The sequence below is a fragment of the Campylobacter sp. CNRCH_2014_2849 genome, assembly GCF_025772845.1.
In the GTDB taxonomy this organism is placed as follows: Bacteria; Campylobacterota; Campylobacteria; order Campylobacterales; family Campylobacteraceae; genus Campylobacter_D; species Campylobacter_D lari_D.
Window position 1 is genome coordinate 154,682 of the sequence record NZ_JAKMSW010000002.1, and the last position, 24,821, is coordinate 179,502.

The following is a 24,821-nucleotide window of genomic DNA, read 5'->3' on the forward strand; positions in this document are numbered from 1 at the left end:
TGTTATATAATTATACACAAGTTCTTGTAACTTAAACTTCATTCAAAGGAGAGACTTTGAAAAAAGCAAACTCAAAACTTTTTGCTGTTTTCCTCTTCTTACTTGTAATTTTAGCAGGAGTTGGAATGTATACTTTCCATAATGCTAAGGGCACTTCTTATTTTAGCGATGCTAGTGAAAGCTGTAATAATTGCCATATTATGAACGAGGTTTATAATGATTATTTAAAAGCTTCGCACTCTAAAGAAGTTGATGGTAAACCAAGAGCAACCTGTAATGATTGCCATTTGCCACATAGCTTTTTTGAAAAATGGATTGCTAAAGCTCAAAGTGGCTTAGGACATGCTTATGCATTTACTTTCAAACTAGATTCTTTACCTACACATTTGAGTGCAAATGCAAAAAGTAAAGAAATAGTCCAAAATAACTGTATAGAATGTCACAAAGAAATTGCGAGTAACACTATCAACCCTACCCTAGATCCACATAAAGATAATGCTTTAAGTTGTGTATCTTGCCACCAAGGTGTTGGTCACAAGAGAGGATTTTAAATGAAAGGAGTATTTAATGAATAACAAAGGCATTTTATATAGTGCTATAAGTGCTACTATAGTAGCTATTGCAGGTGTATTATGGCTTAATCAGGACATTACAGCTAAAACAAATGATTCAGTAGGCGGGATCATTTCACAAGAAATTGTAAAACTTGGTGATGAAAATCCTACTTTTGATTACTGGGGAAAGAACTTTCCTGATTATTTAGACATGCACACAGCAGTAGAAAAACAAACACCTAATGCAACAGAATTTGGTGGAAATTTAGCTTATTCAAAGCTTATTCGCTATCCACAACTAACTGTTCTTTGGGCAGGTTATCCATTTAGCATTGATGCAAATGAAGAAAGAGGACACTTTTGGGTTCAAGTAGATCAAATGGATACAGCTAGAAATAATAAAGATTTCTTAAATGCACATGGTTTTACAGGATTTGGCGGTCAACCAACAGCTTGTATGAACTGCCATAGCGGATGGACTCCATGGCTTTTAAACAACACTGCAAAAGGTGATTGGGTAGCATTTAACTCTGCAAAATATTGGACTATGGTTAAAACTATCCCAGCTGTAAATGGAGCTAAAGAAAACTCACCTGAACACAGCGGACCTCATGGTGGAAAAAGAATGGGTGTAACATGCGCAGATTGCCACAACCCAACAGATATGAGTTTAAGACTTACAAGACCAGCTTTAATTAAAGCATTAATTTCAAGAGGTTATGAAGCAGACGAAAAACAAGGTGTTAAAGCTTCAAGAAGCGAAATGAGAACTTTAGTATGCTCTCAATGTCATGTTGAATACTACTTCAAACCAACAGGCACTAAAGTGAAAACTATAGGCGAAAGTATTGCTAATGATAGTTCTAAAAAATGGTGGAATGGCACTCAAAAAACTTATGATGAGTTTGATTCTTGGAGAGATGGTAACAAGCCAGTTGAAATCGAAATTAATGGTATAGAGCTAGCATTTCCATGGAGTGAGTGGAAAAAAGGCGAGCCATTTAGAATAGAAATGATTGATGATTATTATGAAAAAAATAGAGAAAATTTTCCAAGTGATTGGGTTCATAAAATCACAAAAGCACCAATGATTAAAATTCAACACCCAGAAAGCGAACTTTATAGTGGTGGAGTACATGCTGCAAATGGTGTAAGTTGTGCAGATTGTCATATGCCTTATATTAGAAAAGGTGCAAAAAAAGTTACTAACCACAATATTACTTCACCTTTAGTTGATATTAACTCAGCTTGTAAAACTTGTCACACTCAAAGCGAAAGCTATCTAGCTAAACAAGTAAAAGATATTCAAAATTCAGTAGCTCATGATTTAAGAACAGCTGAATATTCTTTAGTAAGCTTGATTAAAGATGTAGAAACTATTCGTGCAGAACTTGGAAAAATGCCTAAATTTCAAACTGATGGCAAAGCAGATGATGCTAAAATTTCGGCTGAATTAAAAGAAGTATTAGAACTACATAGAAAATCTCAAATTAGAGCGGACTTTGTAGGTGCTGAAAACTCAACAGGTTTCCACAATCCTAGAGAAGCTTCAAGAATGCTTTTACAATCAGTTGATATGTCAAGACAAGGACAAACTAAGCTAGTAGAAATTGCAGCCAAAAATGGCATTAAAGATTTCAAAACTTCAAATTTAGATTTTGAAGATATTCAAAAATTAAATCCAGGTGAAATTCACTATAAAGTAGATCTAAATGGTAATAAAGCAGGTGATCGCTACTATAAACACCAAGAAGTAAATGGTAATCCACCAGCAAAACTTCTTGAAGATGATAAAAATCTAAAACCTTATAATTATAAAGTAATAGATTAATCAAAATAAACCCTCGCAATCGAGGGTTTATTCTTTTATCAAACTTACATCCTCACCTTTTAAAATTTTATTCATAGTGTTCATAGCACACATTTTTCCACACATTGAACAAGAATTAAGTTCTTCAGGCTTTCTTTCATTAAACATTTTCTTAGCCTTTTCTCCATCAATTGCTAATTTAAACATTTTTTCCCAATCAATATCTTGTCTTGCTTTACTCATTTCATCATCTATTTTTCTTTCTTTGGGAAGCTTGGCTATATCTCCTGCATGAGCTGCTATTTTAGTTGCTACTATACCATCTCTTACATCTTCTAAATTTGGAAGTCTTAAATGTTCAGCAGGAGTTACATAACAAAGTATATCAGCGCCAGCTGCTGCTGCAACTGCTCCACCAATTGCTCCACTTATATGATCATATCCTGCACCTATATCAGTAACTAATGGTCCTAAAACATAAAATGGAGCTCCATTGCAAATTCTTTTTTCAAGTTGCATATTAGCTTCTATTTCGTTAATAGCCATATGACCAGGCCCTTCTATCATTACTTGTACATCTTGAGCCCATGCTCTTTTAGTTAATAACGAAAGTTCGATAAGTTCAGCAATTTGAGCTCCATCACTTGCATCATGAGTACAACCAGGTCTTAGTGCATCACCCAAAGAAAGTGTCACATCAAATTCCTTACATATAGCAAGCAAATCATCATAATATTCATAGAATGGATTTTCAGCATCATTCATTTGCATCCAAGCATAAAGAACTGAACCTCCTCTTGAAACTATATTAGTAATCCTATCACACTCTTTAAAAACCCTAGCAGCACGAGAATTTATCCCTGCGTGAATTGTCATGAAATCCACTCCACTTTTAGCATGATGATATACTACATCTAAAAAATCTTTTGCTTTAATATCTTTTAAATCTTTTTCCAAAAAACCTACCGCATCATAAACAGGCACAGTTCCTATCATAGCTTTTGAAGTAGCAATTAGCTCATCTCTAAAACGACTGGTTTTACCATAATTACTAAGATCCATAATAGCTTCTATATTAAATTTGTGAGCCAATTCTACCTTTTTCATCTCTTCACTATAATCTACACAATCATTTGAAACGCCTAAATTTACATTTACTTTCGTTTTAAGTCCATAGCCAATACCATTTGGATCTAATGCTTTATGGTTGATATTTGCAGGAATGATGATTTTTCCACATGCTATATTTTCAAGTAAAAAACCTTCACTTACTTGTTCTTTTTGTGCAACAATTTGCATTTGCTTTGTGAAAATTCCTTCTTTTGCATAAGACATTTGAGTTTTCATTTGAATTTATCCTTGAAATAATTTTGGATAAATGAAGGGTATGTGAGTAGTTGATAAATTATCCCAACGCTAGTATTACCTAGTTCTGGTGCGGTCTAAGCTTTTAGCTTACTCTCAGCCTGTATCACAAGCTCCCGTCATTTATGCAAAAGAAGTATAGCAATAAATACAAAACAAAGTTTATTTTTTTGTTTGATTTTTAGCTTGCTTGCTAAAATGTAACAATTCTTCAGTAGTTTTAATGTAAAAAGGAATTTTTTTAAGACAGTATTTCAAAATTTCACTTGCGGCCAAAGCATCGCTTAAAGCTCTATGATGCTTACTTTCAATACACAAAAACTCTTTTAGAGCATCAAGGCCGTATTTGGGACTTTCAATGCATTTTTTAGCTAAATCAATAGTACATAATCTTCTATTTAAAAGTACTCCAAAATCATTTTCATACATAGCTTTAGATATAAAATGATAATCAAAACGCACATTGTGTGCTACAAAAATGCTATCTTTTAAAAATAACTTAAAATCATTTAACACAGCTTTCAAAGAAGGAGCATTTTCTACCATATCTAAACTAATCCCAGTTAATTCTGTAATATTTTCAGGTATGCTTTCTACTTTTACAAAACTTTCAAACCTATCAATTTCTTTATAATTTTGAATTTTTACAGCACCTATTTCTAAAATTTGACCACTTTTTATCCCGCCGGTACTTTCAATATCTACAACACAAAATATCTCATCTTTTATTTTTTTATTTTTACTTTTTAAACACAAACAATTTTGTGCATTAAGCTCTACCCCTAGTCCTAAAAGCTCAAAAATATATAAATCAAAATCATAGTGGTTTAATTCTTCTATTTTTGCAAGTTCTTTTAAAACCCAAGGAAAAGGTTTGTTTTCTTTGCTTAGCTTGATGATTAAATCATCGATTTGTTGTTGGCTCAAAATTCAAGCTTTAAAGAATTAATTGCTGTTTTTTTATCTTGCGAAGAAAAAATATAACTACCCGCGACTAAAATATCAGCTCCTGCTTCATCCAAATCAGGTGCATTTAAGCCATTTACCCCACCATCAACCTCTATAAAAACTTTAAGATTTTTCCTATCTATCATTTCTCTCAACTGGCGAATTTTATTATACACCAAAGGTAAAAAACTTTGCCCGCCAAAGCCTGGATTAACACTCATTAAAAGCACCATATCTACAAATTCTAAAATATGTTCTATGCTTGAAACTGGAGTATGTGGATTTAATACAATAGCAGGATGAATGCCGTTTTTTCTTATATACTCACACACCCTAATAGGATGGTTTTCAGCTTCTAAATGAAAACTAATAAATTTTGGTTTTATAGGTATAAATAAATCTACAAAACTACTAACATTATGCACCATTAAATGCACATCTAAAGGTACTGAAGTAATTTTTGAAATATTTTCAATCACACAAGGACCAAAAGTAAGATTTGGCACAAAATGTCCATCCATCACATCAATGTGCAACAAATCAGCTCCCGCTTGAGATACTTCTTTAATCTCATTTTCTAAGTTTAAAAAATTTGCAGACAATAAACTTGGCGCTACATACATTATATATCTCCAATAAAATAAAAAATAATTTTATCATACTTATTATCAAATTTTCTTTATGTATTTTTAATAATATTTGATTTTTTTAAGCTTGCTTTAGATATAATGCTAAAAATTATTTTTATTTCATAAGGAAAAATTTATGTCAAGAATTTGCCAAATTACAGGAAAAGGACCTATGGTAGGTAACAATGTTAGCCATGCTAACAACAAAACTAAAAGACGCTTTTTGCCAAATTTAAGAACAGTTCGTATTACTTTAGAAGATGGAACTACTAGAAAAGTTAGAGTTGCTGCTTCAACTTTAAGAACACTTAAAAAACAGAGTAGCAAATAATCCTTAATATAAACGAGGAATTATTATGTCTTTTTTGAAAAAGCTACAAAAATTCCTCAATTGGTCCCCTTCTCCAAAACCTTCAATCAACCTCAATGACGAGCTTTACGAGCAACTTAGATTTTTAAGAATTCCTCTTATTGCTGTCGTAATAATGACACTAATTGGAGCTTTTGGTTATATGCTTACAAGTAATTATAATCTCAATGATGCTATTTACCAAGCTGGTATGACATTTACCACTTTAGGCTACACTGAAGTCAATCCCATACCAACAGCGGGTAGAATTTTTACCGTTATATATGTATTATTAACTTTTACAATATTTACTTTTTGCATGGGTTTAGTGATAGAAATAGTAAAAAAAGGAATCTTGTCTAAAATAATCAAGGAGAGAAGAATGCTTCATAAAGTTGCAAGATTAAAAAATCATTTTGTAATATGCTATCACAATGATTTTACCATAGAACTAGCACAGCAATTCAAAGAAAATCACATTCCTTTTGTTGTTGTTGATGAAATAGAAAATTTTAGCGAGATAGCTGAAAAATATAATTATCCTTATTATATAGAAAGTGCTCCACATACAAATATAGCCTTTTTAAAGACCAATCTTTCTAGCGCAAAAGGTGTAATTACTCTTAGCAATAACATAGCAGATAATATAGCCATCATTGCTTCAGTGAGATTGTTTGAAAAAGAATTACAAAGAATCAATCCTTATTTTATACTAGCTAGCTCAAGCAATGAAGACGAAACTGAAAAACTAAAAAAACTTGGAGCAAATTCCATAGTTTCTGCTACAAAATTGGTCGCACAAAGACTTAGTGCTATGTCAGCAAGACCTGATATGGAAAATTTATTAGAAAATTATCTTTACAAAAAAAATAGCCCTATTGATTTAGAAGAGGTTAAAATTCCTGACGAGTCATGGGTGAGATTTAAAAGACTAAAAGAAATCCATTTAAGAGATATGGCAAATGTTAGCATAGTAGGAATTTTGGAAAATAAAAAATTTACCCCTATGCCAAGAGGAGACACTTTAATAGGCACTGGTGCAAAATTGTTAATCGTTGGTACAGCAGATAGTATAAAAATAGCTAAAAAGATTATTAAAAATAAACAAAAACCTGACGAGTTAAAATACATTTAACTTATTTAAGCTATAATCAATAACAATAAAATTTCAAAAAAAGGAGGCTTACATGCTACATGAATTTAGGGATTTAATCACCGAGTTAAAAGGCAAGGATATGCATTTTGATAAGTTGTTTGAAGAGCACAACAAACTTGATCACAAAATCAAAGATGCAGAAGAAGGTAGAATTCATCTAGATAGCTTAGAAATAGCAAATCTAAAGAAAGAAAAGTTAAAATTAAAGGATGAATTAAATACTTATTTATCAAATTATAAAAAATAATTTCTGCCGATTTTTTTAACTTTTAAGGATTAAATATGTTTAGGAAAAAAAGTCAATTATCACAAGACTTTGAAAATTTACAAAATAAAATCAAAGAACTAGAAGAAGAAAACAAAAGACTTCTTTCAGAAAAACAAGAATTAATTAAAAATTATGAAAAACAACTTCAAGGAAATTGCGGAAAAACTGAACTTGAAACAAATCTTTTGGAAATGCTATTAAATGGTGTTTTAAAAGGTATTGCAAATGTTCAAAGTGATATGCAGGAAAATGTTAATAAAGCGGAAATGATTTCTCAATATTCTGATTCCTCTTTAAAAGATATGCAAGAGTTAAATTCAATAACTCACTCTATCATATCTTCACTTCAAAGCATTATAGAATCAGCTAATCGCTCAAGAGATACAGCGGGAAATTTACACCGCAGCGTTGATGAGATCACTAATGTTATTAACTTAATCAAAGATGTATCCGATCAAACCAATCTTTTAGCACTAAATGCCGCAATCGAAGCTGCTAGAGCAGGAGAACACGGCAGAGGCTTTGCTGTTGTTGCTGATGAAGTAAGAAAACTTGCTGAAAAAACACAAAAAGCAACTTCTGAAGTAGAATTAAATATTAACCTATTAAAACAAAATGCTGATGAGATGTATGGACAAAGCGAACAAGTAGAAAAAGTATCATTAGAATCTAATGAGCATATAGTAAAATTCTCTAGTAATTTTGCTCAATTAATTTCTAATGCAAATTCAACTAGTTCTCACGCTAAAAGCATTACCTCTGAAATATTCATATCACTAGCAAAACTAGATCATATTGCATTTAAATTAAATGGATATAATGAAATTATTCATGCTTCAGGAAAAACTTTATCTGATCACTTAAGTTGCAGACTTGCAAAATGGATTGCTGGTATTGGCAAGGAAAGATTTTCTGGCGGAAGAGCTTTTGGTAAGTTAAATTTACCACATCAAAAAGTACATGAAAATATGAACCAAGCCGTTGCTTTAGCACATAATGAAGATACAAGTGATAAACTAGTACAAAATCAAATTTTAGATAAATGCTCTAATGCTGAAAAGGCTTCTGAAGATTTATTTGGAATCTTTAAAGAAATGCTTGATGAAAAAGATCTAAATATTGAAAATAAAGAGGAAAAATAAAAAGAGGTAAGATTAATTCTTACCCTTAAACCATAAATACGCATACTCAAGTAAAGGAGTTTTTATAGGATTTTCTTTAGAAAACTTTTCAAAATCTTTTCTTTTTATCCATACTGCTTGGATATCCTCCCCCTCAATTCCACCACCATTACCAATTTTATCATCTTCATTAATTTCAGCAAAAAATAAAAATTGTCTACTAACACCTGAACCAAAACCTGCATAAAATTCCCCTATTTTTTCTACAACCTTAGGAGCATAACCTAGTTCTTCAACACATTCTTCTTTAGCTATTTCCTCTAAACTCAAATCTTTATCAACAAGACCTGAACAAAGCTCTATGCTAAATCCCATCTCGTTTAAATTTAAGTTATTGCGTTTTTGATAATCCCATAAAGGAATTCTAAATTGCTTTACAAAAACAAAAGAATCTTTTTGAGTATGATATAAAAAAACAGAAACACTATCTAATGCTTCTATAAAATCCCAAGTGTATTTTTTGTTATCTTTACCTATATAAGTATATCTTTTAGGTTTAATATATTTTGAGTTAGAAAATTGCTCTTCTTGTAAATTTTTCATGTAAAATCCTTATAATTTTACATCTATTATAACAAAATAAAACGAGTATGAAAAAATATAAAAGAATTTAAAAGAGTTGCTATAAAAAGCAACTCCAAAAAGAAGTAAAAAAGATGGTATTACATCATACCACCCATGCCTCCCATACCGCCCATACCACTCATATCAGGCATAGCAGGTTTATCTTCTTTAATTTCGCTAATTGTAGCTTCAGTTGTTAAAAGCATACTAGCTACTGATACCGCATTAAGTAAGGCTACTCTTTCTACTTTAACAGGATCGATAATACCGCTTTCAAGCATATTTACATATTCACCTTTTGCAGCATCAAAACCAGTATTTTCTTCTTTACTATTTTCTACTGTATTTACAACTACACCAGCATCAAATCCAGCATTTTCAGCAATTTGTCTTAAAGGTGCTCTTAATGCTCTTTCTACAATAGCTGCACCAATAGCTTCATCACCTTGCAAATTCAAGCTGATTTTTGATTTTGCTTTGATTAATGCAGCGCCACCGCCTATTACTATACCTTCTTCAACTGCAGCTTTTGTAGCACTTAATGCATCATCAACTCTATCTTTTTTCTCTTTCATTTCAGTTTCAGTAGCCGCACCAACTTTAATCACCGCTACACCGCCGCTTAATTTAGCTAATCTTTCTTGTAATTTTTCTCTATCATAATCTGAACTTGTTTCAGCAATTTGGGCTTTGATTTGGTTAATTCTTGCATCAATATTTGCTTTTTCACCTGCACCATTTACAATAGTTGTATTGTCTTTATCAATAATCACGCTTGAAGCTTGACCTAAATCTTGAATACTAGCACTTTCTAAAGTTCTTCCAAGCTCTTCAGAAATCACTTCACCACCTGTTAAAATAGCAATATCTTCAAGCATAGCTTTTCTTCTATCGCCAAAGCCAGGAGCTTTAACTGCTGAAATATTTAAAACACCTCTTAATTTATTTACAACTAAAGTTGCCAAAGCTTCGCCTTCAATGTCTTCAGCTATAATTAAAAGTGGTTTTCCTGTTTTTTGAATTTGCTCTAAAATTGGTAATAAATCTTTTAAGTTGGCAATTTTTTTATCAAATAACAAAATAAAAGGATTTTGCAATTCAGCTGTCATTTTTTCAGTATTTGTAATGAAATATGGGCTTAAATAACCTCTATCAAATTGCATACCTTCAACTACATTTAATTCATCATTGATTGATTTTGCTTCTTCAACAGTGATAACACCATCTTTTCCAACTTTTTCCATAGCATCAGCGATTAAATTTCCGATTTTCTCATCTGAATTCGCAGAAATTGTCGCAACTTGAGCTATTTCTTTTTTATCTTTAACTTCACGAGAAAGTTTTTTAAGTTCAGCTACTATAGCTTCGCAAGCTTTATCCATACCTCTTTTAACTTCGATAGGATTAGCACCTGCTGTAATATTTCTCAAACCTTCTTTAAAAATAGCATGCGCTAAAACTGTTGCTGTTGTTGTTCCATCGCCTGCTTGATCAGCTGTTTTACTAGCTACTTCTCTAACTAAAGAAGCACCCATATTTTCTAAAGAATCTTTTAATTCCACTTCTTTAGCTACACTCACACCATCTTTTGTGATAGTTGGAGCACCAAAACTTTTTTGGATTAATACATTACGACCGCGTGGCCCCATAGTGACTTTTACAGCATCATTAAGTTTTTTAACACCTTCATAAAGTTTATTTCTTGCTTCATCTGAAAAAAATATTTCTTTTGCCATTTTTTATCCTTTTTTATTTAATAATCCCTAAAACATCTTCAACATTAAGAACTAAATACTCTTCATTATCAAGTTTAATTTCAGTTCCACCGTATTTTGCAAACATTACTTTATCATTTACCTTAATATCTTCTATTTCTTTGCTTACTGCAACAACTTCACCATTTAATGGTTTTTCTTTAGCATTATCTGGTATAATAATCCCAGAAGCAGTAGTTTTCATTTCTTCTAAGCGTTTTACTAAAATACGCTTTCCTAGAGGTTGAAAATTCATTTTTTATCCTTTCTAAAATGTGCCATTTTTAGCACTCTTTGTTTTTGAGTGATAGAATTATACATTAAAGAAAGTTAATTGTCAATAAATTAAGTAAAATATATCATATAAGTTTAGTCTATATCACTAAATTTATATGATATATTATTATAAAGGTTTCTCATGAAAAAAATTCTTTACATTCTTTTAGGTGTAGTGTGTATAGCATTTCTAGCTATATATACATTATTATTTACAAGCATGGGTAATGCTTTTTTAAAGCCAAGAATCGAAACGATTATTGCTCAAAAAAGTGGTATGAATGTTAAATTTGAAAATTTTAAAATTAGTTTTTCACAACTTGACATTAAAGCAAATATTGATGATAAATTTTTTGCTAACATAGAAGGTGGCATATCACCTTTAAGACTAGGATTTGATTTAAACTATCTTTTAGGACTTAAACAAAACTATATTCAAAATCTTGGCTTAAAAAGCGATAAAGATTTTACATTTAAAGGTAGTGCTATAGGTAAAAGTAGTGATTTTTTAGTAAAAGGTAATGGATTTTTGTTTGATTCTAATCTTAGCTTAGATGCAAAAATTGTTGATTTTTCTCCTATAAATCTTGAATTTATTGGTAAAAATATAGATTTGGCTCAAATTTTAGATTTTGCTAATCTACCAAGATATGCTCAAGGAAAAATTAGTATTATAAGTGATATACAAGCTAAAAATTTAAAACCAAATGGTAATGCTTTGATTAATTTTTATACAAGTTCTATCAACAATACTCTAATTGAAAAAGATTTTAATCTAAGCTTACCAAAACAAAGCTATATAAAGGGTGAAATAAGATCTTTAATCCAAAACAATGAAGTTATTTCTAAAAGTGAAATTTTAAGTAACTTCTTCAAACTTTATACACAAAAAAGTATTTATGATATAGCAAAACAAAGCTTAACTAGTGATTTTGATATCAAAATAGATGATTTTAATCAATTTTCATCTCTAGCCAAAATGAAACTCCAAGGCAAAAGTCAAATTCAAGGTAATTTACTTTTTGCAAACAATCAATTGCAAAAATTAGATGCTAACTTACTTGGATTTGGTGGTAGCTTAAAAGCTGTTTTAGAAAATAATAATCTTAATATCAATACAACTAATATAGAAGTAGCAGAACTTTTAAAAACCATATCCATACCTGCTTTTATTAATTCTAAATTAGTTTTAGATTTAAAAGCACAAGGGCTTGATTTTAAAAATTTCAATCTAAACACTAGGTTAAACAATGCAAATATAAATGTTATGGAATTTAAAAAACTAAGCAATCTTGACTTTCCAAAAACAAATTTTAACTTACAAGCTAAAGCAAATGCGAAAAATTCTTTGATTGATTATGAAGCTTTACTTGATTCAAACATAGCAAAAATACCTCAACTAAAAGGTTCATATAACCTTACAAACAAAGATTTAAATGTACAAATTAGTGCTTTTATAGATAATCTTAACAAATTAAAACCTTTAACCAAACAAGATCTCAATGGACCTTTAAATTTAGATGCCAAAGTTGATCTTAAGTCAAATCAAATTCAAAATCTTGATGCAAATATTAAAATCATGCAAGGGCTTATCAATGCAAAATCCAATGGAAAAAGTTTACAAGCAAAGATTGATAATATAAAATTAGAACAACTTTTTCCTTTGATAGGACAAAAAGTTTTAGCATTTGGTGATGTAAATGCAGATATTGACTTAAAGTCACTTGATTTTAACAATATTAATGGTGATTTTAAAGCAAATATTAATTCTTCTTTTAATGAAGTAGAATTATCCAAGCTTTTAGAGAAAAAATTTCCAAAGAATACTTCAGCAAAAATCAATCTTGATGGAAAAATTTCTAAATCAATCATTGATTTTAACGCTAAAGTTCTAAGTTCATTTGCAAATATTAATTCATTAAAAGGTAAATTTGATCTTAATCAAATGGATCTAGTAAGCACTTATAATATATCATTGCAAGATTTTTCGAAGCTAGGATTTTTAGTTGATAGAAACTTAAAAGGTAAGGCTGATTTTGAAGGAAAATTTGATTTTAAAAACGCTTTAATAGATGCAAGTATTAATAGTAAAAATATATTTAACGGCTCATTAAATGCCACTTTAAAAAATAATATTTTTAACGCTAAAATGCAAAATACCGATCTTTCAAATTTAACTCAAAGCTTAGATTTACCTGATTATTACCAAGCAAAATCAAATTTAAGCATTGATTATAATCTTTTAAAAGAAAGTGGTGTAGTGCTAATGAATTTAGCTGATGGGCAACTTAAGAAAAATCTCATCACAGGTGCTTTAATGTTACTTTTACAAAAAGATATCACTCAAGATGTATATCGCAACGGTGAAGCCAAAATAAATATCAACAAAAATCTTATAGATTTAAATTTAAACCTAGTGGCTGATAGAAGCAATATAAATATTAGCAAAGGTAAGGTTGATACAAAAAGTACCAAATTAAACATTCCTTTTAATATCGTCATTGATAGAGCAAACTTCAAAGGTGTTATAAAAGGAACAACGCAAGATCCTAAAGTAAGTCTTGATACAAAAAGTGTTGTAAATTCTATTGTTAATACAATAGGTGGAAATGCTAGTGATGGTGCTAAAAATACAGGTAAAAAAGTAGATCAAGCAATAGATAAAATTTTTAACAAACTCTTCTAATAAATCTAGCCTTTAAAAAAAGGCTAGATTTTTATTAAAATAAACCAAATTTACCATCTTTTTTCTTATATAACACCCTCATTTTTGCATCTATGTCATTAAAAACTAAAAATATATCTTTACTTGCTTTTAATTTTTCCAATGCTTCTTCAATTTCCAAAGGCTTATATAGCTCAAGTTCTGTTGGAACTATCTCATCTTCCTCAATCAAGCTCGGTAATACTAAATTTTCTTTTATCTCATCTTGATGTTTATGGGTAATATTTTTATCATGCAATCTTCTTAAAACCTTAGAAATTCTATCAGTAGCTAAATCTATAGCAGCGTATAAGTCTTTATCTTTTTGCTTTACAACCACTGTATTAATACCGGCTAGATTAATGCTAAATTCAGCCCAAAATCCTTTCTTTCCATGCCTTTCATCAGCACTTATAACACAACGCGCAGAAATCACATCTAAGCCATATTTACTTAAAGCATCAAAGCTTTTTTCCACATACTCTTTTATAGACTCAGTTAGCTCAAATTGCTTTCCAACTATACTTGTATTCATTACTTCTCCTTTTTATGAAGTTAAATACATTATAGCACTTTAATCGTAAAAAAATAACTTTTTAAATAAAAAATAAATTTAAAATTTTAAAGGATCTAGAATAAGCACACCATTCTCTGAAAGTTTTTTACCTTGAAAGTGTGTTTTACAAAAAGAAACAATTAAAGCATGAAAAATTTGATAAAGCTCATATAATTTACATTCTTTTTTTAATAAAACACACAATTCTTGTTGATTTTTAGCTATGTCTTTTTTTAAAAAATCTGCCAACTCATCATAACTTTGACACTCATAGCCTAAATAATTAGCTATTTTTGCACTATAAGCATCAACTACTAAAACTTCTTTTTTGCATATATAATTTAAAATTCCATCAGCACTTTCTTGACCAAAACCCTTAATATCTAAAAGCCATTCTCTATCAACTTCTTCTTTAAAAAGCTCAAAAGAATTAAAATATTGAAAATATTTTTGAGTAAAATTTTTAATATATTTTGCCTTAGTATTATAAAATCCACTTGGCTTTATTAAAAACGCTAAATCTTGAGTATTTAAATTTGATAAATCTTCTATCTTAGCAATATTTGCTTGTTTTAAATTTATCAAAGCTTTCAATACATTTTTCCAGTTTGTATTTTGAGTTAAAACTACAGAAATTAAAATTTCAAACTCACTTAAAGTATTATTTTCTAGCCATTCAAAATCTTTATAACCAATATTTGCATTAACTAAAGCTTTAAAAATTTCATATCCACTCATGCTTTTTCACTCTTTCTTAAATGCATCAAAATAGCCTCAATTACATCATCATCGTCTTTACTTTTTGCTTTAATGACTTCTTTGCTCTCATCATCTTTTACAAAACAAATATTTTGCTCATAATTGCTCACTAATTTATAATATTTGCTAGCTAAAATTTTTATGATGATTAAATCCAAAAACTGCTTTGTGAAGATATCAGGTCTTCCAAAACGATCATTCATCTCACTTTCTATCTCATAAACTTCATTAACACTCATACACTTACTAAGTCTTCTGTAAAGTTCTAATCTCAAACGATCTTCGCTAATATACTCACTATTTAAAAAAGCATTGATATTAAGCTTTAGATCTATTTTCTTCTCTTTAATTTCTTCTTTTTTACTTAATTTATTAATTTCATCTTCTAACATTTTAAGATACAAACTATAACCAATTTGTTCTATATGTCCACTTTGATCCACACCTAATAAATTTCCACCACCACGAATTTCTAAATCATGGTAAGCAAGCACGCTTCCTGAGCCTAAATAAGAATTACTCTCTAAACTCGTAAGTCTTTTTAAAGAATCTTTTGTGATTTTTTCCTTATCTTCAATCAAAAAATAACAATATCCTTGCTTAGCACTACGCCCTACTCTTCCTCTAAGTTGGTGCAAATCAGCCATACCAAAGCGATCTGAATTTTCTACTATGATAGTGTTTGCATTTGCCAAATCAATACCACTTTCAACTATAGAAGTACAAAGCAATAAATCATATTCTTTATTTTCGAATTTAATCATTTCTTCTTCAGTAGTTTTTGCATCAATTTTAGAATGCAAGATTAAAATTTTTAAATTTGGAAACAAATCTAAAAGATATTTTTTACACCCATCAATACTTGCTATATGATTGTGTATATAAAAAATCTGTCCTGCTCTTCTTAATTCTCTTGAAATAGCTTCTTTAATCAAAGCATCACTACTTTCTCTAACAAAGGTACGCACATCCAAACGATCCTCAGGTGGAGTTTGTAAAACACTATATGATTTTAAAGAACTAAGAGCTTGATTTAAACTTCTTGGTATAGGTGTTGCCGACATAGATAGAATATGTGAATTTTTACTTAATTCCTTGAGTTTTTCTTTTTGTTTTACACCAAATTTATGCTCCTCATCTATCACGACTAAACCCAAATTTTCACACTCAACCCCTAAAAGAGAATGCGTTCCAACCACTACACAAGGCTTATTTTCTTTTAAAAATGCTAAAACTTGTTTTTTTTCTTTAGCACTAGTAAAACGATCTAGCTTAAAAACCTCTATATCAAAAGAATCAAATCTTCGTTTTAAGGTTTTAAAATGCTGGGCTGAAAGTAAAGTAGTTGGCACAAAAAATAAAGCCGTATAACCACTTTTTACACAAGTAAATATAGCGTTCATAGCAACTTCTGTTTTACCAAAACCCACATCGCCACTTAAAAGCCTATCCATCACCTGCATACTTTTTAAATCTTGAGTGATTTCTTGACAAACTTGACTTTGATCTTTAGTGTAAAAAAATCCTGCCTTATTGATAAATTCATCTTGTAATTCTTGAGAAATTTTTAATTCTTTTGCTTTTATCAAAGCTCTAGCCGCTGCTAAAGAAACTATATTTGAAGCAATGGCAAATAATTTTTCTTTTAATCTTTCCTTGATTTTTAAAAAACTTCCTTTTCCAAGCTTATCAAGTAAAGGCACGCCACCACTTGCACCGATATATTTATCAATCATATATAAATTTTCAACAGGCAATAAAAGCTTATCGTTATTTAAATACCCAAGAGCGACAAATTCTTTTTTTGCTCCTGCTATTGCAATAATCTCAAGACCTAAAAATTTAGCTACACCATAATCTTCATGCACAACAAAATCCCCAACCCTAAGCTCATCTATTACCAAACTTGCTTTTCTAACTCTTTTATTTTTTTCTTTTTTATTTAAAGATATGATAAGCTCATCTTGAGTACTTAAATTAATTCTTTCTTGGGATATTTTTAATTTAATATTTGAAAATTCTTGTAAATTTAAAGCTTTAAACAAAGCTTCATTTTTTGCTAAAACAGTAATTTTTTTATCTTTGTGAAAAGTGAAAAAATCATGATTATAAGAACTTACCAAATCTTTATAAAATATTGGTTCAGGTAAAATATTTTGATTGATTTTACTAATATCTTCTTCAAAATCATTTACATCAAATTTTTTTATGCTTACAAAATTTAAATCTAAATAATCACAAAAATCATCAACACACCAAAAACCTAAAGAATTAACATCGTTTATAATACTTTGACTTTGGAAATTTTGAATTTTTTCTTGTAAATTTTCATATTGCTCTTGGCTAAAAGCACTCAAAAAAGGACAAATTTCTATATTGGAGAGTTCAGCAGGGATTGATTTTTGCGTATGTATATCAAAATATCTTATACTTTCTATCTCATCTGAAAAAAGTAAAATTCTAAAAGGTTGTTCTTCATTAATCGCAAAAATATCTATAATATCCCCGCGTATTGAAATTTCACCCTTATCTTGAACTATATCTACAAACTCATATCCACTATGTAAAATTTCTTCTTTAAATTTCTCTAAAGCAAGAAGTGAATTTCTTTTCAGAATAATGTTTTTTAGATGCTTTTTACCTGGTAATTTTTGCAAAATTGTTTTTATGGGAGATATTAAAATTTTATTTTCATTTTCTTTATGATAAGCATTTAATACTTTACAAATTTCAAAAAGTTCTTTAGAAAAAGAGCGTAAATCGCTACCAAATTCTGCTCTAAAATCAGGTAAAATAAAAGTTTTTAATTTTAAAAATAAGCAAACTTGAGCTAATTCATCTGCTTCTTTATCATTCTCACAAATTATTAACTCAGTTTTATTACTTAATAAATATTCATATAATTTAGCTTGCATTTTCTGAATTTTCTATACTCACATCAATAGTTGCAAGCTCTTCTTCTTTTTCAATTATTTTACTACTTCCGTTAAATTTCCCACCATTTTCAATACTTAATTGTTTAACTATGATATTACCATTAAGTACACCGCCGGATAAAATTTCTAAAGAATCAACTTGCATTTCTCCCTCAAAAACTCCATTGATTACTATTTTACTTGCCTTAACTTGTCCTTTTAAAACACCACTTTTACCTATCACTATCACATTAGAAGAATTAATTACTCCTGTGATTTCTCCATCTAAATGAAGCATAGAATCAAAATAAAATTTTCCTTCTATTTTTGCTCCGTTTGAAATGACTGTAGTTTCGGATACTGCAGCAATAGAGCCTTTATTAAAGATTGCCATGGCACTCTCCTTTCTTTTTCAAAAATTTGTTCATAGTTTTTTCGGTTTAAATCTATAAAAATCTTAGGATCTAAAAGTTTATTAATAAATCTAACCTCATAATGCAAATGCGGCCCCGTAGAAAGACCTGTATTTCCTGTATAACCCAACAAATCACCTTTTTTTACAAATTGCCCTGCTTTGACAACATCCTGACGCGTCATATGCGCATAAACCGTTTTAAAACCAAAATTATGGATCAAAATCACTGAGTAACCATAGCCATTATTGCTATATGCAGCGTATTCAACCACTCCATTTGCAGGCGCATAAATAGGAGTTTTTAAAGCTGCTCTTAAATCAATACCTGGATGAAATTCTTTTTTATTTAATATAGGATGATGACGCCATCCGAAATTACCTGTGACTCCATTATCTTCTATCACATGACCATTTGGAATTTGTGTTAAAAATAAATAAGCTTGATCATTAGTAAGTTTGACTTTTTCTAATCTTTCTGGTATATCTAAACTTTCATCTTGCTTTAAGCCTAAATTATCCTCAATATCTGCAAGTTGGGTTTGGAGTTCATCATATAAGGCTGTTTTTTCCTCTAAACTTTTTTGCATACTCTCATTTTGAGAAAACAATTTAGTATTCTTTGAAGATAATATTTCTTGTTCTTTTAAAAGCTCTGAACGCTTATCTGCTAGATAATTAATATATAAAGCACCTAAAACTATAACAACAAAAACAAAAGTAGTAAAATAAATTATTACTTTTTTTATAATCTGACTTAATAAAAAATGTCTAGAACCATTTACATCTGTAATAGTTAGCGTAAATTTATCTTTCATTATAGCCTCTTAAAAATTTTTCTACCAATACAAAAGAACCAAAAACTAAATATAACTCATCTTTTTTTATTTGTTCAAATTTTTGATAAACAATATCTAATTTTTCTAAATTTTCTAGCAAAACAGAACCCGCCAAAGGTCTATCTTTACTTTCATAATCATAAATTTCAACTATTTTTATTATAGGTTTTAAAACCTTTAAAATTTTATAAGAATCTTTATCTAAAAAGCAATTATAAACTAAATGAACTTTTTTTTCCTTGAAAATTTCAACTAAAGCTAAAGCCGCCATTTCATTATGTCCTACATCAATAAAAATATTTTGACTTATTTGCTCGCACCTTCCTTTTAAATCAAGTTTTGGTAGATTTTTGATACTTTGAATTAATTCTTTTTCATTTTTAGCACAAATTTTAGAAAAAGCTTCTAAAGCTAAAAAAAGATTATCTTTTAAAAAAGTTGCAAAATTGTGCTTTTGAATATATTCTTGCACATAAGGATAAATAAAATTATTTTTTTCTAGCAAACTGATACTTAAACTAGCTCGTTTTAAATTTGCTATTTTTTGAGCCAAATTTAATACTTTTGCTTCTTGCTTATGATTAATTAAAGCTTTGGCACTCATGGCTTTTAATTTTGTTCTTGCTATTTCTTCTAAATTTTTACCTAATAAATCTTGATGATCAAATCCTATTTTAGTAAAAACACTAAAATTTATTTCAAAAACACTTGTCGCATCATACTCCCCACCTACTCCGGCTTCTAAAATCACATAATCACAATCTTTAAAAATAAAAAAAGCTAAAAAAGTAGCGTATTCAAAATAACTAAGTTTTTTTACATCTTCCAAAAAAACACTTTCTAGTTTTTCATGCGCTTTTTCTAAAAGTTCATTGCTTACAATTTTGCCATTTAACCAAAATCTTTCATTAAATTCAAAAATATGTGGACTTGTATAATGACCTACTTTATATCCTTGATCTAAAAGTAAAAGCGCTAAAAATCTACCCGTACTTCCTTTGCCATTAGTGCCAATAATTTGGATATTTTTAGTTTTTGGAATAAATTTTTTATACTTCTCATACATACTAAACATAAAAAATCTACTAATTTTTTGCACATACATAGTTTTTTGTGAAAGTATTTGTTGAAATTTCATGCTAAGCTTTTTGGATTAATTCTTTTAAAATATCGCCATCTGGAAATTCTTTTTTTTCTATGTAAGAAGATGATAAAATAAGTTTAACTACTTCTTCTTTATAAATAAATTTATAATCATCTATAAGCTTTAAGGCTTTTTCTATAAAAATCTGAGCACTTTCTAAATTTTTACCCGGAAGTATAACCAAATAAGAACTTTCATCTAAAATCCAAATTTCACCCATATCTTTACATAAATCTTTAAGTATCTTTTTAAACTTTCCACTAATTGCCTTAAAGCTATCAACACCATAGATATTAATAACATGCTCTATATTATTAATTTTAAAAAAACATAATGCATAATTAACAGCATAAAGCTTATAGTTTTCATCAAGTTTTTTAAGTTCTTGAGTAAGACTCCACTGCTCTCTTTGCTCATCATCACTTGTAGCTTGAATTTGAGTTTTAATTTGCGCTATTTGCTCGTTTGCATATAAAAGTTTATCTTTTAGTGTATCAAAATTAATTTGAACATTACCATTTTCATCTTTAGTTAAAGCATTAATAAATTTCACATCTTCTTGGCTGTTATCATAAAGCTTTGATACCATTTCATTTAAGCTTTCTAAGTGCTGATTAAAAAAAGAAAGGTTTTTTTGTATATAATATTTATCTGTTGCTTCTTTTTTTTGCAACATTAAATAATACTCATGTGCAAATTCTTTCCTAGCAATTAATTTAGGATTTTCTTTTAAATTTTGTTTAAACTGCTCAAGCTCTTTACTTACTCCAAACAAAGACTCCAAAGAAGCTAGTAAAAGTTCAGCCTGCTTCTCATAAGATCTCTCCTTTAACATAACAATGAGTTTTTCAACTAAAGTGTGAAAATCCAAAAACGCTCGAATATTAAATTCTTCTAGTTTTTTTAAAAGCTCATAATCCTCATAAGATTTTTCAAGCTCTCTCCATTTAGCCCTTAAAAGATATATGGTTTCTAAATCCATAGCTTGAGATAATCTGTGTTGAGTAATTTTTGCTAGTTCTTTGATTTTTTTATCTTTGCTAATACTAAGCTGTTGCACAATCAAATCAAGCAAAGCATAAACATCTTCATATTTTCTACTTACTTGCCTATTAAGCCTAGAAACTAAAAACATCAAAAACTCATCAATAGTTCGAATGCTTTTTCCTTTTAGCTCTTGCTTATAAATATCATCTAAAAGATTAGTATATTTTTCTATCCTTGCTTTATTAAAACTCATCACTCCCGCTTTTTTAGCGCATTCTTCAAATACCTCACTATAATTTTCAGGAGTTGGATGCAACTTACGCTCTTTTAATTTTATCAATGTTTCTTTTGCAATCTCATTGATATGACTTGCCATTTATTTATAACCCCTAATAGCTATAATAGAAACAAATTCATCAAAAGCTTCACTTGATGCATTTTTAATTGCTTCAAATCTAGCTTGATCGCTAATAATAGAATTTGGATTAATATCAAAATTATAACTTCCCTTAGTATTTACAACTTCTTCTTTACCATTTTTATAACGCATAAGAAATTCCAAGTAAAGCTCTGCTTTATAATTAACTACATAACCATTTCTATCATACACCATAGGATGAAATTCTAACTTTTTCATCGTAACTATAATAGAACTATCTGCATTATGCTCATCTGTGACTTTTCTGCCAAGCTTATTAAGCATAGCTTCTCTTAAAATATCTGTTATATAAACACTATTTTCGGGATCTTGTTTACTAATATTGATTTTCAAAAATACATTTTCACCCAAAACCCTACTTGCCATTTGAGATGATGGGATATATCCACAAGATATAATAAAAAAAGCAAAAAAAGATATTAAATATTTTTTCATTTAACCACCAAATTTACCAATTTCTTATCAATATAAATTTCTTTTACAATGGTTTTTCCTTCTAGCCATTTTGCAACATTTTCTTTAGCCAAAGCTAAAATCTCATCTTCTTTAGCCTCTGAATTTATTTCAATCTGTGCTCTTTTTTTACCATTAACACTAATAGCTATATTAAAACTATCTTTTACAAAAACTTCTTCTTTTATTTTTAATACTTTAAAATTTTCACATTTAAACAAATGCTCGCTAAGCTCAAAACAAACATGAGGGATAATAGGCTCTAAAATATTTAAAATAATATAAAAAGCTTCTTTTAAAACTTCTTTATGATTTATAGCATTTAAGGCATTTAAAGCTTCCATACATGCAGCTATTAAGGTATTAAAGGCAAAACTTTCTTCATAAACTTCAAAAGATTTTTTCAAAGCTTCATATACTTTTAATCTAGCATATTTTTCTTCTTTATTTAAACTTTGATGATCAATTTCTTGTAATTTTCCACATTCTAAACTCATAGCCTTTTCATAAAGCCTATTGATAAATTTAAACGCACCCTCTAGCGCACTATCGTTCCATTCAAGTTCTTTAGCAGGTGGTGCAGCAAACAATATAAACAATCTTGCACTATCTGCTCCATATTTTTCTATAATATAATCAGGATCTACTACATTACCCTTAGATTTACTCATCTTAGCACCATCTTTAGTGACCATTCCTTGGGTTAAAAGTCTATTAAAAGGCTCATCATCTTTTAAATAACCCAAATCTCTAAGTGCTTTTTGGAAAAATCTAGCATAGAGTAAATGCAATATCGCATGTTCAATCCCTCCAATATATTCATCAACATTCATCCAATAATTAACACTTTTTTCATCTACCGCTTTTTCTTGCCATGTTTTATCATCACTTGCAAAACGCGCAAAATACCAAGAACTTTCAAAGAAAGTATCTAAAGTATCGCTTTCTTTTTGTGCTTTTTTGCCACATTTTGGACAAATGCACTCTTTCCATATTTCATGCTTATCAAGTGGATTTCCCTCTCCATTTATAATCACATCTTCAGGCAAGGTAATAGGTAAATTTTCTATTTTTTGAGGAACTATGCCACAAGAATTACACTTAATCATTGGTATAGGAGCACCCCAATATCTTTGTCTAGAAACACCCCAATCACGAATTTTAAAATTGGTAACCTTTTTACCAATACCCAAAGATTCAATTTTTAAACTAATTTTTTCTCTAGCATCATTACATTCTAATTGATCAAATTCGCCACTATTGGTTAAAACACCTTCTTTTAAAGTGTAACATTGTGCGTCATTTTCATCTTTATAAATTACTTTTTTTATAGCTAAATTATAAGTTTTTGCAAACTCATAATCTCTTTCATCATGAGCAGGCACACTCATAACAGCCCCACTACCATAATCACTTAAAACAAAATTAGCTACCCATAAAGGAATTTTTTCTTTACTTAGTGGATGGATTACATGAAGATTTAAAAAATATCCTTCTTTTGGTGCAGCTTGTCTTTGGCGGGGTGTTTGATTTTGTATATTTTGAATTTTTATGATAGTATCTTGATCTAGTAATTTTTTATCAATTAATTCGTTTACTATTTCATGATCAGGTGCTAAAGCAATATAAGACACTCCATAAATAGTCTCAGCTCTTGTTGTAAAAACATTGATCTTTTTTGCACTGATTTTATCATTTTCTTCTATATCAAAATCAAAACTAAGTCCTGTGCTTTTACCTATCCAATTTTCTTGCATAGTCAAAACCTGACTTGGCCATTTTCCTTCTAATTTTTTAAGATCTTGCAATAATTCATCTGCATAAGCGGTAATTTTTACATAATATCCTGGCATTTTTTTTCTAATGACTTCATGTCCACAACGCCAACATTTGCCATCTTCAACTTGCTCATTTGCTAAGACTGTTTTATCATTCTCACACCAATTAACTTCAGCTTCTTTAGTATAAACAAGTCCTTTTTCATACATTTTAATGAAAAATTCTTGCTCAAATTTAGTATATAAAGGATCAGAAGTAGCAAACATTCTTTTTTTAGAAAAGGAAAAGCCCAAAGAAGCAAGTTCATTTTGCATATAATCAATATTTTCATAAGTCCATTTCTTAGGATGAATACCGTGTTTTATCGCAGCATTTTCAGCAGGCATACCAAAACTATCAAAACCTATAGGATGTAAGACATTAAAACCTTTTTTTCTATAATATCTAGCCATAGCATCACCTATGCTATAGTTTCTCACATGCCCCATATGAATTCTACCACTTGGATATGGAAACATAGATAAAATGTATTTTTTTGGTAAAGAAAAATCATCTTTTGGCTCAAAATATTCTTTTTCTTGCCAAATTTTTTGCCATTTTTTTTCTATTTTACCTGCCTCATATGCCATTTTAACTCCTAATTTTCTTCTTGACTTTTTACTGAATCAACTATAACTAAAATCATTGAAAAGATATTAGCTATCAAAGCACCAATTGCTAAAGTATAAACCATAACATTAGCCTCTGGATTAATTTGTATTAAAGCAAAAGCTGGAATTAAATGCAAATCAGCCACTAAAGAACTAGCAAATAATTCAGCTGCTAAGAAATTTCTAACTCCGATTTTCAATAAAGTAGAAATTAAATTCACACAAGCTGCAATAAATAATGCAACTTCATTTTGATCATATAAAAATCCTGCGGTTGTAGTTAAGCTCATTAGAGCAAAAAAGATATAAATAACCTTACCCCAATTCATT

Annotated in this window: 23 protein-coding genes, 1 pseudogene and 1 riboswitch; of the genes and pseudogenes, 8 read left to right on the top strand and 16 right to left on the bottom strand. The window is 29.4% G+C overall.

Features of this window, described 5'->3' with window-relative positions:
- The first annotated feature begins 56 nt into the window (after positions 1 to 56).
- A complete protein-coding gene (gene nrfH / locus L8X33_RS02190) occupies positions 57 to 551 on the top strand; it encodes a cytochrome c nitrite reductase small subunit (RefSeq protein WP_039618639.1) in 495 nt (164 codons plus the stop codon).
- Between the two features lie 16 nt (positions 552 to 567).
- A complete protein-coding gene (locus L8X33_RS02195) occupies positions 568 to 2,385 on the top strand; it encodes an ammonia-forming cytochrome c nitrite reductase subunit c552 (protein ID WP_263669833.1) in 1,818 nt (605 codons plus the stop codon).
- Between the two features lie 27 nt (positions 2,386 to 2,412).
- On the opposite strand, the gene thiC is transcribed toward L8X33_RS02195, so the two are convergent.
- From thiC to rpe, 3 genes are all read right to left on the bottom strand, one after another.
- Positions 2,413 to 3,711 carry a phosphomethylpyrimidine synthase ThiC gene (gene thiC / locus L8X33_RS02200; protein ID WP_263660121.1) on the bottom strand — a complete coding sequence of 433 codons (1,299 nt, stop codon included), beginning with the start codon at positions 3,709 to 3,711 and terminating at the stop codon, positions 2,413 to 2,415.
- Positions 3,712 to 3,754: 43 nt separating this feature from the next.
- Positions 3,755 to 3,859, bottom strand: a riboswitch (TPP riboswitch).
- Between the two features lie 32 nt (positions 3,860 to 3,891).
- Entirely contained in the window at positions 3,892 to 4,656 is a 765-nt protein-coding gene (locus L8X33_RS02205; RefSeq protein WP_263662503.1) for a 3'-5' exonuclease, read from the bottom strand.
- Positions 4,653 to 5,300, bottom strand: coding sequence for a ribulose-phosphate 3-epimerase (gene rpe / locus L8X33_RS02210; protein ID WP_220566854.1), 648 nt, complete (start codon positions 5,298 to 5,300; stop codon positions 4,653 to 4,655). Before rpe ends, L8X33_RS02205 begins: the two co-directional genes overlap by 4 nt.
- Before the next feature lie 142 nt (positions 5,301 to 5,442).
- Here rpe and rpmB point away from each other — a divergent pair, with 142 nt between their 5' ends.
- From rpmB to L8X33_RS08760, 5 genes and pseudogenes are all read left to right on the top strand, one after another.
- Positions 5,443 to 5,637 (top strand): 50S ribosomal protein L28, encoded by a 195-nt coding sequence (gene rpmB, locus L8X33_RS02215; protein WP_012661734.1) that lies wholly within the window; start codon positions 5,443 to 5,445, stop codon positions 5,635 to 5,637.
- 25 nt (positions 5,638 to 5,662) lie between these two features.
- Positions 5,663 to 6,790 carry a potassium channel family protein gene (locus L8X33_RS02220; protein WP_220566855.1) on the top strand — a complete coding sequence of 376 codons (1,128 nt, stop codon included), beginning with the start codon at positions 5,663 to 5,665 and terminating at the stop codon, positions 6,788 to 6,790.
- A gap of 52 nt (positions 6,791 to 6,842) precedes the next feature.
- On the top strand, positions 6,843 to 7,058 hold the full coding sequence (locus L8X33_RS02225) for a YdcH family protein (RefSeq protein WP_133318720.1): 216 nt from the start codon (positions 6,843 to 6,845) through the stop codon (positions 7,056 to 7,058).
- Between the two features lie 431 nt (positions 7,059 to 7,489).
- Positions 7,490 to 7,774: pseudogene (locus L8X33_RS08755) on the top strand (methyl-accepting chemotaxis protein); the annotation flags it as partial.
- A 99-nt stretch (positions 7,775 to 7,873) separates the two neighbouring features.
- On the top strand, positions 7,874 to 8,221 hold the full coding sequence (locus L8X33_RS08760; protein ID WP_404842196.1) for a CZB domain-containing protein: 348 nt from the start codon (positions 7,874 to 7,876) through the stop codon (positions 8,219 to 8,221).
- A 12-nt stretch (positions 8,222 to 8,233) separates the two neighbouring features.
- Here L8X33_RS08760 and L8X33_RS02235 read toward each other — a convergent pair whose 3' ends face one another.
- The 3 genes from L8X33_RS02235 to groES all read right to left on the bottom strand — a co-directional run bounded on the left by L8X33_RS02235 (position 8,234) and on the right by groES (position 10,834).
- Entirely contained in the window at positions 8,234 to 8,803 is a 570-nt protein-coding gene (locus L8X33_RS02235) for an NUDIX domain-containing protein (RefSeq protein ID WP_263660123.1), read from the bottom strand.
- 119 nt (positions 8,804 to 8,922) lie between these two features.
- Positions 8,923 to 10,560: a chaperonin GroEL gene (gene groL, locus L8X33_RS02240; protein WP_070256698.1), complete on the bottom strand. Its 1,638-nt coding sequence runs from the start codon at positions 10,558 to 10,560 to the stop codon at positions 8,923 to 8,925.
- 13 nt (positions 10,561 to 10,573) lie between these two features.
- The gene (groES, locus tag L8X33_RS02245) at positions 10,574 to 10,834 is read right to left on the bottom strand and encodes a co-chaperone GroES (protein ID WP_039626536.1); all 261 of its coding nucleotides are present in this window, start codon (positions 10,832 to 10,834) and stop codon (positions 10,574 to 10,576) included.
- A 162-nt stretch (positions 10,835 to 10,996) separates the two neighbouring features.
- Between groES and L8X33_RS02250 the strand changes: the two genes are divergently transcribed.
- The gene (locus tag L8X33_RS02250; RefSeq protein ID WP_263669834.1) at positions 10,997 to 13,540 is read left to right on the top strand and encodes a hypothetical protein; all 2,544 of its coding nucleotides are present in this window, start codon (positions 10,997 to 10,999) and stop codon (positions 13,538 to 13,540) included.
- Positions 13,541 to 13,574: 34 nt separating this feature from the next.
- Here L8X33_RS02250 and hpf read toward each other — a convergent pair whose 3' ends face one another.
- From hpf to L8X33_RS02300, 10 genes are all read right to left on the bottom strand, one after another.
- Positions 13,575 to 14,093 carry a ribosome hibernation-promoting factor, HPF/YfiA family gene (gene hpf, locus L8X33_RS02255; protein WP_220566860.1) on the bottom strand — a complete coding sequence of 173 codons (519 nt, stop codon included), beginning with the start codon at positions 14,091 to 14,093 and terminating at the stop codon, positions 13,575 to 13,577.
- Positions 14,094 to 14,171: 78 nt separating this feature from the next.
- Positions 14,172 to 14,852: an endonuclease III domain-containing protein gene (locus tag L8X33_RS02260; protein ID WP_263669835.1), complete on the bottom strand. Its 681-nt coding sequence runs from the start codon at positions 14,850 to 14,852 to the stop codon at positions 14,172 to 14,174.
- On the bottom strand, positions 14,849 to 17,788 hold the full coding sequence (locus L8X33_RS02265; protein ID WP_263669836.1) for a DEAD/DEAH box helicase: 2,940 nt from the start codon (positions 17,786 to 17,788) through the stop codon (positions 14,849 to 14,851). Before L8X33_RS02265 ends, L8X33_RS02260 begins: the two co-directional genes overlap by 4 nt.
- The gene (locus L8X33_RS02270) at positions 17,778 to 18,182 is read right to left on the bottom strand and encodes a bactofilin family protein (protein WP_263660127.1); all 405 of its coding nucleotides are present in this window, start codon (positions 18,180 to 18,182) and stop codon (positions 17,778 to 17,780) included. Before L8X33_RS02270 ends, L8X33_RS02265 begins: the two co-directional genes overlap by 11 nt.
- Entirely contained in the window at positions 18,110 to 19,021 is a 912-nt protein-coding gene (locus L8X33_RS02275; protein ID WP_243705623.1) for a M23 family metallopeptidase, read from the bottom strand. Before L8X33_RS02275 ends, L8X33_RS02270 begins: the two co-directional genes overlap by 73 nt.
- Positions 19,008 to 20,177: a Mur ligase family protein gene (locus tag L8X33_RS02280; protein WP_263669837.1), complete on the bottom strand. Its 1,170-nt coding sequence runs from the start codon at positions 20,175 to 20,177 to the stop codon at positions 19,008 to 19,010. The genes L8X33_RS02275 and L8X33_RS02280 overlap by 14 nt, the downstream gene beginning before the upstream one ends.
- A gap of 1 nt (position 20,178) precedes the next feature.
- On the bottom strand, positions 20,179 to 21,546 hold the full coding sequence (locus L8X33_RS02285) for a hypothetical protein (RefSeq protein ID WP_263669838.1): 1,368 nt from the start codon (positions 21,544 to 21,546) through the stop codon (positions 20,179 to 20,181).
- Positions 21,547 to 22,044, bottom strand: coding sequence for an LPS assembly lipoprotein LptE (gene lptE, locus L8X33_RS02290; protein WP_133318709.1), 498 nt, complete (start codon positions 22,042 to 22,044; stop codon positions 21,547 to 21,549). It abuts the gene before it with no gap.
- A complete protein-coding gene (gene leuS, locus L8X33_RS02295) occupies positions 22,041 to 24,470 on the bottom strand; it encodes a leucine--tRNA ligase (RefSeq protein WP_263661829.1) in 2,430 nt (809 codons plus the stop codon). The genes lptE and leuS overlap by 4 nt, the downstream gene beginning before the upstream one ends.
- Positions 24,471 to 24,478: 8 nt before the next feature.
- Positions 24,479 to 24,820: a DUF6394 family protein gene (locus tag L8X33_RS02300; protein WP_133318707.1), complete on the bottom strand. Its 342-nt coding sequence runs from the start codon at positions 24,818 to 24,820 to the stop codon at positions 24,479 to 24,481.
- Position 24,821 lies beyond the last annotated feature (1 nt).